The organism is Lutibacter holmesii (genome assembly GCF_042679665.1).
GTDB lineage: Bacteria > Bacteroidota > Bacteroidia > Flavobacteriales > Flavobacteriaceae > Lutibacter > Lutibacter holmesii.
Genome location: NZ_JBHTMV010000003.1, coordinates 697906 through 712278 on the forward strand (window position 1 = coordinate 697906; position 14373 = coordinate 712278).

General features: G+C 30.2%; 14 protein-coding genes. 5 read left to right on the top strand and 9 right to left on the bottom strand.

Going from position 1 to position 14373, the window contains the following annotated elements:
* Nucleotides 1–18: 18 nt before the first annotated feature.
* Nucleotides 19–1143: a glycoside hydrolase family 26 protein gene (locus ACFQ5N_RS05800; protein WP_386808544.1), complete on the bottom strand. Its 1125-nt coding sequence runs from the start codon at nt 1141–1143 to the stop codon at nt 19–21.
* 247 nt (nt 1144–1390) lie between these two features.
* Between ACFQ5N_RS05800 and ACFQ5N_RS05805 the strand changes: the two genes are divergently transcribed.
* Nucleotides 1391–1831: a CBS domain-containing protein gene (locus ACFQ5N_RS05805; RefSeq protein ID WP_386808545.1), complete on the top strand. Its 441-nt coding sequence runs from the start codon at nt 1391–1393 to the stop codon at nt 1829–1831.
* Here the strand turns inward: ACFQ5N_RS05805 and rpe are convergent.
* A complete protein-coding gene (gene rpe, locus ACFQ5N_RS05810; protein ID WP_386808546.1) occupies nt 1828–2487 on the bottom strand; it encodes a ribulose-phosphate 3-epimerase in 660 nt (219 codons plus the stop codon). The two genes, ACFQ5N_RS05805 and rpe, sit on opposite strands and share 4 nt — an antisense overlap.
* Nucleotides 2488–2592: 105 nt before the next feature.
* Nucleotides 2593–3456 carry a sigma-70 family RNA polymerase sigma factor gene (locus ACFQ5N_RS05815; RefSeq protein ID WP_386808547.1) on the bottom strand — a complete coding sequence of 288 codons (864 nt, stop codon included), beginning with the start codon at nt 3454–3456 and terminating at the stop codon, nt 2593–2595.
* Nucleotides 3457–3602: 146 nt separating this feature from the next.
* On the opposite strand from ACFQ5N_RS05815, the gene ACFQ5N_RS05820 reads away from it, so the two are divergent.
* From ACFQ5N_RS05820 to ACFQ5N_RS05830, 3 genes are read left to right on the top strand one after another with little or no spacing between them, the layout of a single operon-like run.
* Nucleotides 3603–4172: an RNA polymerase sigma factor gene (locus ACFQ5N_RS05820; RefSeq protein ID WP_386808548.1), complete on the top strand. Its 570-nt coding sequence runs from the start codon at nt 3603–3605 to the stop codon at nt 4170–4172.
* Entirely contained in the window at nt 4172–4360 is a 189-nt protein-coding gene (locus tag ACFQ5N_RS05825) for a hypothetical protein (RefSeq protein ID WP_386808549.1), read from the top strand. The genes ACFQ5N_RS05820 and ACFQ5N_RS05825 overlap by 1 nt, the downstream gene beginning before the upstream one ends.
* A gap of 45 nt (nt 4361–4405) precedes the next feature.
* A complete protein-coding gene (locus ACFQ5N_RS05830) occupies nt 4406–5230 on the top strand; it encodes a mechanosensitive ion channel family protein (RefSeq protein WP_386808550.1) in 825 nt (274 codons plus the stop codon).
* A 107-nt stretch (nt 5231–5337) separates the two neighbouring features.
* Here the strand turns inward: ACFQ5N_RS05830 and ACFQ5N_RS05835 are convergent, their stop codons facing one another.
* The 5 genes from ACFQ5N_RS05835 to tamL all read right to left on the bottom strand — a co-directional run bounded on the left by ACFQ5N_RS05835 (nt 5338) and on the right by tamL (nt 12868).
* Nucleotides 5338–7557, bottom strand: coding sequence for a polyribonucleotide nucleotidyltransferase (locus ACFQ5N_RS05835; RefSeq protein ID WP_386808551.1), 2220 nt, complete (start codon nt 7555–7557; stop codon nt 5338–5340).
* Nucleotides 7558–7698: 141 nt separating this feature from the next.
* The gene (gene rpsO / locus ACFQ5N_RS05840) at nt 7699–7968 is read right to left on the bottom strand and encodes a 30S ribosomal protein S15 (RefSeq protein WP_386808552.1); all 270 of its coding nucleotides are present in this window, start codon (nt 7966–7968) and stop codon (nt 7699–7701) included.
* A gap of 274 nt (nt 7969–8242) precedes the next feature.
* The gene (gene accD, locus ACFQ5N_RS05845) at nt 8243–9103 is read right to left on the bottom strand and encodes an acetyl-CoA carboxylase, carboxyltransferase subunit beta (RefSeq protein ID WP_386808553.1); all 861 of its coding nucleotides are present in this window, start codon (nt 9101–9103) and stop codon (nt 8243–8245) included.
* Between the two features lie 105 nt (nt 9104–9208).
* Nucleotides 9209–10276, bottom strand: coding sequence for a class II fructose-bisphosphate aldolase (gene fbaA / locus ACFQ5N_RS05850; protein WP_386808554.1), 1068 nt, complete (start codon nt 10274–10276; stop codon nt 9209–9211).
* A 120-nt stretch (nt 10277–10396) separates the two neighbouring features.
* A complete protein-coding gene (gene tamL / locus ACFQ5N_RS05855) occupies nt 10397–12868 on the bottom strand; it encodes a translocation and assembly module lipoprotein TamL (RefSeq protein ID WP_386808555.1) in 2472 nt (823 codons plus the stop codon).
* Between the two features lie 78 nt (nt 12869–12946).
* Here tamL and ACFQ5N_RS05860 point away from each other — a divergent pair, with 78 nt between their 5' ends.
* Complete coding sequence (locus ACFQ5N_RS05860) at nt 12947–13675, top strand: TrmH family RNA methyltransferase (protein ID WP_386808556.1); 729 nt, start codon at nt 12947–12949, stop codon at nt 13673–13675.
* Here the strand turns inward: ACFQ5N_RS05860 and porT are convergent.
* Nucleotides 13672–14370, bottom strand: a complete 699-nt coding sequence (porT, locus tag ACFQ5N_RS05865; protein ID WP_386808557.1) for a type IX secretion/gliding motility protein PorT/SprT — start codon at nt 14368–14370, stop codon at nt 13672–13674. The two genes, ACFQ5N_RS05860 and porT, sit on opposite strands and share 4 nt — an antisense overlap.
* Nucleotides 14371–14373: the final 3 nt, after the last annotated feature.

Sequence of the window (14373 nt, forward strand, 5' to 3'; positions counted from 1 at the left end):
AGTTGATTTAATATAAATTTAGTTGGTGATATCTTTTAAAAATAAAGTTTCTGGTAATTTTTCAAACTGAATAAAGTCTTTTTCATTTAATTGTCCTTTGTACGGCATGTAATGATGTTTTGTATCATAATTTCTCCAGGTTAATACCCAAGAAATACCTGAACCTTCAATTGTTGGGTATAAAACTTGTGTAAACCAATTTTTAGTTTGAAGAGATTCTAATCCGGTTTCTGTAAATGCGTAAGGCTTATTTTTTTGTTTGGCAATTTTTTTTAGAACAGCTATATCGTGAATTACAGCTTTTTTATAATCTTCAGAATTGTTGAAATCGTAAATGTCTATTCCCAAAATATCAACAAAATTATCACCAGGATAATACCTTAAATAATCATCTTCTGGGTTTAATTTATTTGGAGAATACGCATATAATAAATTATGTACTTGGTGTGTGTCTCTTAATAATTCAACGGTTTCTTGCCATAATGTTATATAATCTTTTGGGTTACAATTTTCGCCGCCCCACCAAAACCAGGATCCATTCATTTCATGAAACGGTCTAAAAATTACAGGGATATCAGCTCCGTTGTATTTTAAGTCGTTCATAAAATTGGCTAATTTAGAAACCCATAACTCGTATTTTTCTCTTTGAGCACCACCTTTTATAATTGAAGTTACTGCTGAGGTTTTATCCCAAGAGCTGCCTTCAGTTACAGGATTATTTACGTGCCAACTAATTGTAATAATTCCTCCTTTTTTATGAGCATCAATAATTAAGTTTTTCATAGAGTTGAAAGGAACCGTATCTAAATTATAAGGTTTGTCAATTTCAATCCATCCAAGATCAAACCCAAATACAGCCGGAAAATCACCTGTTACTATTTGCACATCACTTTTAATTGTGTCTAAATGGTTTTTATGATTCCATCCTAAACCGTAAGAAGTATCATCTTGGTGACCAATAGCAATTCCTTTTTTAGAAATATTTATTAACCTTTGATGTAATTTTTTTACATTTTCTGAAGCGTTAGAATCTGTAAAAGTAGTTTCTACAATTTGTTTTTGAGGTGTATGATTACACGATATTAAAGAAAATAATGAAATAAATAAAAATAGTTGAAGTGTATTTACTAGCGTTCTACTCATTTGAATAAATTTGTTTATCAAATTTATAGATTACTTAAGGTTATAGGTAGTATTATTTTGTCAAAATTTGAAAATATAATGACATTCTTTTTTAATGAGCCTTAATGCGTATAATGTTTTATAAAATTGTTGGTTTTTGAAGGCTTATTACAAAAAGTGTTTAAAAAAAATGAGATGATAACTGATTATAATCATATGAATAGTTGCTTTAATTTTAGAACTTTATAGTAATTCTAAAAGCATTATTATGAAAAATTTGGAACCAGTATCTAAGATTATGACTACAGAACTTATAACTTTAGGCTTGTCTGATGATTTGTATCGTGCCGAAAAGCTATTTAAGAAACATCATATCCGGCATATTCCGATTGTTGAAAAAGAACATATTATTGGTATGTTGAGTTATTCTGATTTAAAAAGAATTAGTTTTTTAGACTCGTATGATGCACGTGAAGTTGAAATTGATAACGCCATTTATGATATTTTAAGTATTTATCAATTAATGGTAAAAAATCCTGTACAAGTAAGTTCAAGTGTGAGTATTAAAGTGGTTGCTGAAATTTTAGCTACAAATGAGTTTCATGCATTGCCTGTTGTTGAAAACAATATATTAGTAGGTATTGTTACAACAACTGATTTGTTAAAGTATTTATTAAAACAATATGAATTAGAAGCTTTGGATACTTAAAATGAAATTAAGCTTTTAAGCTCATTAATGGTTTCACTTGGGTTTTCGCTTTTAAATACAAAACTACCAGCTACAAAAGCGTCAACTCCTGCCTCTAATAATTGTTCAATGTTTTGGTTGGTTACACCACCATCAACTTCAATTAATGTTTCAGCTTCAGAAAATTCAATTAAAGCTTTTAATTGTTGCACTTTTTTGTAGGTGTTTTCAATAAAACTTTGACCTCCAAATCCTGGGTTAACACTCATTATTAAAACAACATCAATATCTTTAATTACGTCTTCTAACACAGCAACTGGCGTATGCGGATTTAAAGATACTCCAGCTTTCATTCCTGCAGCTTTTATTGCTTGAATTGTGCGGTGTAAATGCGTACATGCTTCATAATGAACCGTTAAAATATCAGCGCCAACTTTTTTGAAGTCTTCAATATATCTGTCAGGATCTACAATCATTAAATGCACATCCATTGTTTTGGTAGCGTGCTTTTTAATGGCGCTAATTACTGGCATTCCAAATGATATGTTTGGCACAAAAACACCATCCATAACATCAATATGAAACCAGTCAGCTTTACTGTTGTTAACCATTTCAATATCACGTTGTAAGTTTGCAAAATCTGCAGCTAAAATTGAGGGAGCAATGTACTTGGTCATTTTTGTAGTTTATGTTTTTGCAAATATATAAAAGGAAGTGTATAAAAAAGAAAAACGCTCGAAATTTCGAGCGTTTTTTATTCAGTATCAAAAAAGTAGGTTTGTTTAACCTAAATAAGTTTTTAAAATTTTACTTCTTGATGTGTGTTTTAATCTTCTAATTGCTTTTTCTTTAATTTGACGTACACGCTCACGAGTTAAATCAAATGTTTCACCAATTTCTTCTAAAGTCATTGGGTGCGTATCACCTAAACCAAAGTATAGTTGAACAACATCAGCCTCTCTTGGAGTTAATGTTTCTAAAGCACGTTCAATTTCAACTTTTAATGATTCGTGTAATAAAGATCTGTCAGGATTTGGAGAATCTCCTGTATTTAATACATCATACAAGTTAGAATCTTCACCTTCAATTAAAGGAGCATCCATAGATACGTGACGACCAGAGTTTTTCATAGACTCTTTTACATCATTAACGGTCATATCTAATTTTTTGGCAATTTCTTCAGCAGAAGGAGGTCTTTCATTCTCTTGCTCTAAAAACGCATACATTTTATTGATTTTATTAATAGAACCAATTTTGTTTAAAGGTAAACGTACAATACGAGACTGTTCAGCCAATGCTTGTAAAATAGATTGACGAATCCACCAAACAGCATATGATATAAATTTAAAACCACGAGTTTCATCAAAACGTTTTGCCGCTTTAATTAAACCTAAATTTCCTTCATTAATTAAATCAGGTAATGTTAATCCTTGGTTTTGATATTGTTTAGCAACAGAAACAACAAAACGTAAATTAGCTTTTGTTAAACGTTCTAATGCAACTTGGTCACCAGCTTTAATTCGTTGTGCTAATTCAACTTCCATTTCGGCAGTAATTAAATCTACCTTTCCTATTTCTTGTAAGTACTTATCTAATGATGCGGTTTCTCTATTTGTAACCTGCTTGGTAATTTTAAGTTGTCTCATGTAAAATTAAAATATTTTGATTTTTATGTGTGCTACAATATATATACGTTGTATTTTTGAAAATGTTACAAAATATCTCATAAATTTATTTTTTGTGACTTTATAAATAAAAAAGTGTCTTACATATATAACCCAAATTAAAATTATTGAATTCAAACGAGGACATATCTCTATTGAGCGATAATGACTTAGTACAAAAAATTGTTAAAACAAACGACAGTCAGTTGTTTGCAGTTTTGTATGATAGGCATGTTTCTTTAGTATACAATAAATGTTATGGTTTTGCATCATCAAAAGAAGAAGCGCAAGACTTAACACATGATGTATTTATAAAATTGTTTGTGAAATTAAGAACGTTTAAAGGAACCTCTAAATTTTCAACTTGGTTGTATTCTTTTACCTATAATTTTTGTGTAAATTATGTGACTAGAAACAATTATAAAAAGAATGAGAAAAATTTTGAAGGAGAATTTCCTGATGTAGATGAAGACGTAGATACAAGTGAATCAGCTTTATTTGAGTTGAAAGCTGAAAAATTAGCGAAAGCAATGGAGCTAATTGATCCAAATGATAAAATGATTTTATTAATGAAATATCAAGATGATTTTTCAATCAATGAAATTCAAGAGTCATTAAATTTAAGCTCAAGTGCCGTAAAAATGCGCTTGAAAAGGGCAAGAGAAAAAGTAATTAGTGTATATAAAAATCTTAAGTAATGGAGAATCCATTTAAGAAATTGCTACATAACGAAGAAGTACCTAAGGTGCTTAAAGAAAAAGTAATTAACGATATTTCGTTAATTAAACTTTCTTTAGATTTGGCAGACTTATTTGTGGTGAAATACCCTAATACCATAGGCGAATTTTTAACCACTGAGAAGGATTCTGATTCAAATGTAGAATAAAAATAAGTATTTAGAATAAACAATTATAACCCAAAACATTACAGTATGAAAACAATAATTCAATTTACAGATGACAGCTTTCCATTTCTTCAAGATTTATGGAGTAATATATTAGATTTTTTACCAAAATTATTTTTAGGTATTGGTTTTATTGTATTGGCTTGGTTAATTCTTAAAGTAGTGAATTTTGTTTTGAAAAAAATATTAAAAATCACAAAAATTGATTCTTTAACTACCAAGTTAAATGAAGCCGAATTGTTTGGTAAAAGTGATTATAATGTGGTTCCTTCTAAAATAATATTAAAATTTGTGAAGTACTTGCTCATATTAGTTTTTACCGTAATTGCTTCTGAAATGCTTGGTTTACAAATGATTTCTGAAGGAATAGGTAATTTTATAGCTTATTTACCAGTTTTAATTAGTGCGTTATTAATTTTTGTAGTAGGTGTTTATTTAGCTTCATTAATTAAGAATGCTATTATTGATACTTTTAAATCTTTAGAGATTTCGGGATCAAATTTAGTAGGAAACATTGCTTTTTATGCTATTGTAGTTGTGGTTTCTATTACGGCTTTAAATCAAGCAGGTATTGATACTGAGATTATTACAAGTAATTTAACTTTAATTTTAGGATCAGTATTAATTTCGTTTACCATTGCATTTGGATTGGGAGCAAGAGACGTTGTTACTAGATTGTTATTTGGATTTTATTCGCGTAAAAACTTTCAAGTTGGTCAAAAAATTAAAACAAAAAAGCTTGAAGGAGTTATTGAGCAGATTGATAATATTTGTATTACTATTAGAACAAAAGATGGGTTGGTTGTGTTGCCAATTAAATATTTTGTTGATCAAAAAATTGAAATTAGTTAACACTAATAAAAATATTTTTAGAAATATTATGGGTTAGTATTTCTAATAAAAAAAGCGTCTCAGAAATGAGACGCTTTTTACTTTGTAAACTATTTGAGATTGTTTTATTAATCTCTTGATCTTGGTTTTCTATCTCTATCACCACGGTTATCTCTTCCACGGTTGTCACGTCCTTTATTGTTATCTCTTTGAGGTCTTTCATTAAAACCTTCAGGTTTTGGTAAAAGAGCTTTTCTAGATACTTTATCTTTACGTGTTTTAGGATCTTTTCCAAAGTATTTTACTTCAAAAACATCACCCATATTCACAACGTCTTTCACGTCATTAGTACGTTCCCAAGCTAATTCAGAAATGTGTAATAAAACTTCGTTTCCTGGAGCCTGTGTATATTCAACAACAGCACCAAAATCTAACATTTTAATTACTTTTACTTCGTAAACATTTCCTACTTGAGGCTTAAATAGTAATGAATCTATTTTTGCTAAAACAGCATCAATACCGTTTTGATTAGTTCCTAATATTTCAACAATACCTTCTTCAGTTACTGGGTCTTCATTAATTACAATTGTACACTCAGTTTCTTTTTGCATTTCTTGAATTACTTTTCCTCCAGGTCCAATTAATGCACCAATATATTCGTTAGGAATTCTTCTTGAAACCATTTTTGGAGCGTGTGCTTTTACTTCTGCACCTGGTTGTGCAATTGTATCAGTTAATTTTCCTAAAATGTGTAAACGACCATCACGAGCTTGTTTTAATGCATTCACTAAAATTTCGTATGATAAACCTTTTACTTTAATATCCATTTGACAAGCAGTAATACCATCAGCAGTTCCTGTAACTTTAAAGTCCATATCTCCTAAGTGATCTTCATCACCTAAAATATCACTTAATACAGCATAACGGTCACCATCAGAAATTAATCCCATTGCAATACCTGAAACTGGTTTTTTCATTTGAACACCAGCATCCATTAATGCCATTGTACCAGCACAAACTGTAGCCATTGAAGAAGAACCGTTAGATTCTAATACTTCTGAAACTACTCTCACTGTATATGGGCAATTATCAGGAATCATTCCTTTTAATGCACGTTGTGCTAAGTTTCCGTGTCCTATTTCTCTACGTGAAGTTCCTCTTAAAGGTCTTGCTTCACCTGTACAAAAAGGAGGGAAGTTATAATGTAAATAGAATGTTTCTTCACCTTGGTAAGTAGGCATGTCTATTTGGTTTGCTTCTCTTGATGTTCCTAAAGTAACAGTAGCTAATGCTTGCGTTTCTCCACGAGTAAAAATTGAAGAACCATGTGTTGATGGTAAATAATCTACTTCACACCAAATTGGTCTAATATCTGTAGTTTTTCTTCCATCTAAACGTAAACCTTCACTTAAAGTTAATTCACGTACTGCTGTTTTTTGTGCTTTGTTGAAGTATTTTCCAATAAAACCACCAAATTCAGCTACTTCTTCTTCAGTAAATGAAGCAATAATTTCTTCTTTTACTTCTTCAAAAGCGGTGCTTCTTTCATGTTTAGAAGTTCCTTTTTTAGCAATATCATAACATTTTTGGTATGCTAACTCATGTATTTTAGCAGCTAATTCTTCATTTTCTTCTTCTGGCTCGTATTCACGAGTTTCTTTTTTACCAAAAGATTCTGCTAATGCAACTTGTGCAGCACATTGTACTTTAATAGCTTCATGTGCAAATTTAATAGCGTCAGCCATTTCTTCTTCGCTACACTCATCCATTTCACCTTCCACCATCATTACAGAATCAGCAGAAGCACCAATAGTCATATCAATGTCAGCTTGTTCTAATAATTCTCTACTTGGGTTAATGATAAATTCACCGTTTACTCTTGCAACTCTTACTTCAGAAATTGGAGTTTCAAAAGGAATGTCACTTAACTGAATTGCAGCTGAAGCAGCTAAACCAGCTAAAGCGTCTGGCATAACATCTTCGTCAGCACTCATTAACTGAATCATTACTTGTGTTTCAGCGTGGTAATCTTTTGGGAATAATGGACGTAAAACTCTATCGACTAAACGCATTGTTAAAACTTCAGCGTCCGTAGGTCTTGCTTCTCTTTTAAAGAAACCACCTGGATAACGACCTGCAGCAGCAAATTTTTCTCTGTAGTCTACTGTTAATGGTAAAAAATCAACATCACTTTGTTTGTAGTTAGAAACTACTGTACAAAGCAACATAGCTTTTCCCATTTGTACCACAACCGAACCATGCGCTTGTTTTGCTAATTTTCCTGTTTCAATAGAAATGGTTCTTCCATCTCCTAAATCAATAATTTGTGTATGTACCTTAGGTATCATAAATAATTTTTTAAAATTTAATTAAACAATTGGTTGTTGTTGTGTTGTGTGTTTCCCAATGAAAAGTTTAATTTAAGCTTTCTTTAAAATAAGAAATATCAAAAAAAAAGAGGCAAAATTTGCCTCTTAATTTGAATGAAATTATTTTCTTATTCCTAATTCTTTGATTATCTCACGGTATCTTACAATGTCCGTTTTAATAAGATAATCTAGTAAGTTTCTTCTTTTACCTACTAATTTTACCAAAGAACGCTCTGTATTGTAATCTTTACGATTTCTTTTTAAGTGTTCTGTTAAGTGGTTAATTCTGAAAGTAAATAAGGCAATTTGTCCTTCTGAAGATCCAGTGTTTGTTGCTTTTTCTCCGTGTTTAGCAAAAATTTCTGCTTTTTTTTCTTTTGTTAAGTACATGCTAACATTAATTTATTTAATAATTTTTATGTATTTGTTAGTGCTGTCGCAGCTAACGGTCGGCAAATATACTATTTATTATTTTGTTGGACAATTAAATTTGAAAAGAACTTTTTGGGCTAATTATCTAATAATAAAAAACATAGAACTTATTTTGATGGTGTTTTTGGTAGCGGCGTTTTAAAATGGGTTTTAAAAGTTTTCTAAATCTAGAATAAAAAAAACTTACTAAAATTACTTAGTAAGTTTTTTATAGTTTTATGTATGTAATAAATTAGCTTCTAATTGGAAGGTTTTGAATTAAATCTATGTATAAGTTAATTTCTTGTTTTAAACTTTTACGCTCAATAATTCTATCTAAAAATCCATGTTCTAATACAAATTCTGAACGTTGAAACCCTTCAGGTAATTCTTTTCCAGTTGTATCTTTAACAACACGTGGTCCTGCAAAAGCTACCAATGCGTTTGGTTCAGCAAAATTTACATCACCTAGCATTGCATATGAAGCAGTAGTTCCTCCTGTTGTTGGATCTGTACATAAAGAAATATATGGCAGTTTTGCATCTGCTAATTGTGCTAATTTTACCGAAGTTTTTACCAATTGCATTAATGATAATGATGCTTCCATCATTCTTGCTCCACCTGATTTTGAAACCATTACAAAAGGTAATTTGTTTTTGATAGCATAATCTATAGCACGAGAAATTTTTTCACCTACAACACTTCCCATAGAACCACCAATAAAAGCAAAATCCATAGCGGCAACTACCAATTCTTTTCCTAAAGATTTTCCTACAGCCGTTCTTACAGCATCATTTAAATTAGTTTTTGCATAGGCTTGTTTAAGTCTTTCAGTATATTTTTTGGTATCAGTAAACTTCAAAGGGTCTTTAGATACCATATCTTTATCAAATTCTTCAAATTTGTTATCATCAAAAAGAATTTCAAAATATTCAGCACTTCCAATGCGTACGTGGTATCCATCTTCTGGACTTACGTAGTAGTTTTCTTTTAACTCGTCAGTATCTACAATTTTACCACTAGGTGTTTTATACCATAAGCCTTTTGGTACATCTTTTTTATCTTCAGTAGGAGTTTGAATTCCTTTATCTTTTCTTTTAAACCAAGACGACATAAATATTTGTTTTTAGTTGAAAATTGTGGTGCAAAATACTAAAAAAAATAAAGAGAACATATAAAATATGCTCTCTTTACTTAAATTATTGTTTTAAAGTGTTGTTTATAAGGTGTCTACACAGTTTAAATCTTTGAAAGCTTCAATTAAGCGAGCTTTAAAAGTTAATTCACCTTTACGTAACCATCCTCGTGGGTCGTAATATTTTTTATTAGGTAAATCTGCTCCTTCAGGATTTCCAATTTGAGTTTTTAAATAATCAATTTTGTCATTCATGTAATCTCTAATTCCTTCAGCAAATGCAAATTGTAAATCAGTATCAATATTCATTTTTATAACACCGTATCCAATTGCTTCTCTAATTTCTTCAAGAGTAGAACCTGAACCACCGTGGAAAACAAAATCTACAGGGTTTGCTTCAGTTCCATTTTCTTTTTCAATAAATTTTTGAGAATTGTCTAGAATTTTTGGAGTTAATTTTACATTCCCTGGTTTGTATACACCGTGAACATTTCCAAATGAAGCTGCAATGGTAAAATTGTCGCTTACTTTTTTCAATTCATTATAAGCGTATGCTACTTCTTCTGGTTGAGTGTATAATTTAGATGCATCAACATCAGAGTTATCTACACCATCTTCTTCACCTCCTGTAATACCTAACTCAATTTCTAATGTCATTCCCATTTTAGCCATACGAGCTAAATAGGTTTTACAAATTTCAATGTTTTCTTCTAAAGGTTCTTCAGATAAGTCAATCATATGAGAACTAAATAAAGGAATACCATTTTCTTTGTAGAATTTTTCACCTGCATCTAATAATCCGTCAATCCAAGGTAATAATTTTTTTGCACAGTGGTCCGTATGTAAAATTACTGGTACACCATAAGCTTTTGCTAAAACGTGTACGTGATTTGCTCCTGCAATACCACCTGCAATAGCAGCTTTTTGGTCTTCGTTAGATAATCCTTTACCTGCGTTAAATTGTGCACCTCCATTTGAAAATTGAATAATTACTGGAGAGTTTAATTCTTTTGCTGTTTCTAAAACAGTATTCATGGTATTTGATCCGATAACATTTACAGCTGGTAACGCAAAATTTTTAGCTTTTGCTAATTTAAAAATTTCTTGTACCTGACTTCCTGTTGCAACACCTGGTTTAATAGTATTAGTCATAATATTTTGTGTATAATTATTATTGATAAGTTTCAAACAAAAATAATGAATAATTTGTAATAAAACTGGTGTTAAACTACAAAATAATGCGAAATCGTAATAGTTTTATTTGTGTTTTTTTTAAAAAGGATAGCTAATACCAAAATTATAAACGGCGTGACCGAAATTATAATTATTGAACCATTGGTCCCCGTTTTCTAAATAAGGTTCATATGTTTTAAACCCTAAATCTAGCCTAATTAGTATAAAACTTAGGTCGTATCTTAGTCCAAACCCTGAGCCAATTGCAATATCTTTTAAAGAATCGAAACCTGTAAATTTGGCTTCTGACGGGTTTAAATCTGAATCTGTGATATCCCAAATATTTCCGGCATCTACAAAAAGTGCTCCTTTCATACTGTTTAATATCTCAAACCGATACTCTAAACTTGTTAAGAATTTTAAATTTCCAACATTATATTCCAATCCAGTTTGACTGCTTCCTGGACCTAAATCGTATACTCTCCATGCTCTTAAATCATTTGGACCTCCAATAAAATAACTTCTGCTAAAAGGAATTGTTTCTGAATTTCCATAAGGGATTGCAACTCCTAAAAATGATCTAAATGCCAAAATACTTTCAACATTTATTTCCCAAAACTTTTTATACTCTAAATCGGTTCTAATATATTGGGAAATAGGTGTGTGAAATAATGTTTTTACATTGGTTGAGTCTTTTTGTTTTACAATTGCTGTTGTAATATTTCCGGCGGCAGCAATTCTAGCTCTAAAAAACGAAAAGTTGTTGTCTTTAAAATTTTTTCTGTTAGTGTATGAATAGGTATAGGCAATTGTTGGTATAAAAGCATTTTCTGTAATAATATAATACCTAGACTCTATGTTTTTTGCCGTTTCATAATCATCAGGATGTTCTTCTCCAAACTCAGGTGTAAGTTCATCGTTAATAAAATCTAAGGCATTGTCTTCTGTTAACGGGTAATTAGGGAAATACGCTTCTTGAATATCTTCTAGCTCACCATATTCATAGGTGTACACATAAAAATATTGATCAGGATTTAAGTTTTTAATAAACTGTGCATTTAAAATTTGAAAACTATGTTTTGTAGTTTTTGATGCTTGCCAGTTATAATCAATAATACCTGTAAATCGCTGTTTGTCTAAACCAATATTTTTTTGCAAACTTGTTCCTAGTGTAAAAGTTGTTTTAGGAGATTTTCCTTTTGCTAAGAATTTTTTAAAATTAAATGGAGATAAAAATCGTGGGATATCAAGAGAAATATCGGCTCCAATTTCCCAAGCGTCAAAAAAACCTTCATCTTCAGCGGCATCTTTAGAATCTATAAAAGATCCTTGAACAGAAAGTTTTAAGGTTTCTGCTCCTTTAAAAGCATTTCTATTTAAAAATGAGATTTTGGCTAAGGTTCCTACAGGTCTAACGTTTGAGTGTGTTAGTTCTGTATTAAAACCTATTCCATATTTTTTTAATGGAGTTAAGTAAATTGAAGCTTCTAATTCGTCATTTTCTAATTCGTCATATTTAATATCAACCGATCTAAAATTGTTTAAACTTCTTAATCCTTTTCTAGATAATTCTCTTGAGTCATCATTATATAACTGATTAGATTCTATAAAAACGGCATTTAATAAATATTTAGGATTGTACCTTAATTTACTTTTTGATAAAAATTGATATCCTTTATATGTAATCGTATCTGTTATAGGCGCATCTTTAGCTTGAAATGAATAGTCTGTATATATTTTTACGTTTTTAATTTTCTGAATTTTAAAAGGGTTATTAGCAATACTATCATTTATAAGCAATTCAATGGTTGCTTTGTAGTTAGAAGAGTCTGCTTCAAACGTAATTGCATTTTTATTAAACCTATATACACCTGAATTTCTAAATAAGTTTGTAAGTCTGTTTTGTTCTTCAATAAATGATGAAAGCTTGAATTGATTTCCTTTTTTTATGAAGGATTCTTCTTTTGTTTGCAAGTAGATAGAATCTAAAACCGTTGAAGCAATATTAGTTTTAACACTATCTACCATGTAAGGCTTTCCCGTTTCAATAATGTAATTAACTTTAACTTTTTTATTGGCAACTTCTTTTTCTTCTGAATTTACGGTTGCCTTAAAGTAACCTTCATTAAAATAATGTTGCACTAAATTATCAATGGTTTGTTTGGTTTTTTTGTTATCTAAAATAACAGGTTCTTCACCGCTTTTTAGTAACCATTGATTTCCGTCGTACTTAAATTTTCGAAGTCCTCTTGCTTGCTTGTCTGAAAATAGAGTGGAAGTTAAATTGTATCGCTTAGGATATGCTGCTTTCCAAGATTCAAAATCATTATTAAAATCTTTGTTCCCAAAATTATGAATATGCAGTTGCAGTGGTACGCCAAGAACAAGTTGATTTGGACGTTGTACAATATAATCACTTATTTCGCTATCAACATTTTTTTTATTATTTACTGTAACAGCGTTTTTAACCAATAAATGCTCATCTTCAGGAACATACTTTACGACGTTACAAGCTGAAAAACTTAAAGTTATACTTAATATAATTATTAATATTATAAAATTGTTTTTCAATAAATAAGAGTTTAAATTTGTTTCAAATGTAAAACTTTTCAAGGTATTACCCAATATCAAATAATTATAAATAAATTTATGAGTTTAAGTAAAAATCAATTAAAGTTAATAACTAGTTTACAGCAAAAAAAGTACCGTGTTAAAAACGGTTTGTTTATTGCTGAAGGCACCAAGGTTGTTAATGAGTTTTTAAACTCAAAATTCAAATTACATCAATTATTTTGTGTTGATAATACCGCTTATAACAGTTTAGAAAATGTTACTGTTATTTCAGAAGTAGACTTAAAAAAAATAAGCACTTTAAAAACACCCAATAATGTGTTGGCTTTGTTTGAAATTCCTGCGGAAGAAACAATAAAAAAAGAAGGTTTATTTATTGCGCTTGACGAAATTAATGATCCTGGGAATTTGGGTACTATTATTAGACTGTGTGATTGGTTTGGAATAGATCAATTAATATGCTCAACAAATACAGTAGATTGTTACAATTCTAAAGTAGTAATGGCATCTATGGGATCTTTAACAAGAGTCTCTATTTTGTATACCAATTTGAGTGATTATTTAAAAGAGTCTGTTTTGCCCAAATACGCAACCTTAATGGATGGGGAAAATGTGTATAAAAGCAAATTGCCTAAACAAGCTATTTTAGTTATGGGAAATGAAGCAAATGGGATTAGTGACGCTGTTTTAAAAGAGTTGGATACTGCTGTTTCAATTCCTAGATTTGGAAGTGTACAAGCAACCGAAAGTTTAAACGTAGCCACTGCAACAGCTATTTTATTAAGTGAGTTTAAGCGTTTAGTTTAGTGAAAGGCTAATTTTAAAAAGATACCACGAGTTCCAAAGTAATCAACATTACCTGTCCACGGGCTATTGGTGTTATTATCTCTCACCAATTCATCATTTATAGCAAAAACACCTCTTATTGAAGGTGAAAAAATAAAATAAGGCATATAAATATCTATACCTAATCCCATTTCATAGGTAAAATTGCTTTTTTTCATTCTAAATTCTCCGTCGTAATTATCATCTGGATTGTCTTCATTACTTGAGAAATTATAATCATATGATACACCTCCAATAATGTACGGTCTAATGTTATTGTATCTATCAGTGTTTAATTTTAGCAACAACGGAATTCGTAAATAGGTAGAGTTTACACTTCTAATACTATCTGTAGATCCGCCAGGAATATGAGTAAAAGCAAGTTCTTTTGTATTGCTTGAAAGGCCTGGTTCTAATCTTAAATTAATGTTTTTATGTAGTCTATAGTCACCAATTAATCCAACATTAAAACCTACTGAAGGTGAAACATCAATAAATGTATTAGTGTCTGTTAAATAGGTGATTTTATAACTTTTCATATTTAACCCTAAGTAATAACCCCAAAATATTTTTTGTTTATCCCAGTTTTGTTGGTATTCAACAATGTCTCTTTTTTGAGCAAAACTGTAGTTTAAAGAGAAAACAATTAAAAGTAATGCAACACCTATTTTTTTCATAAA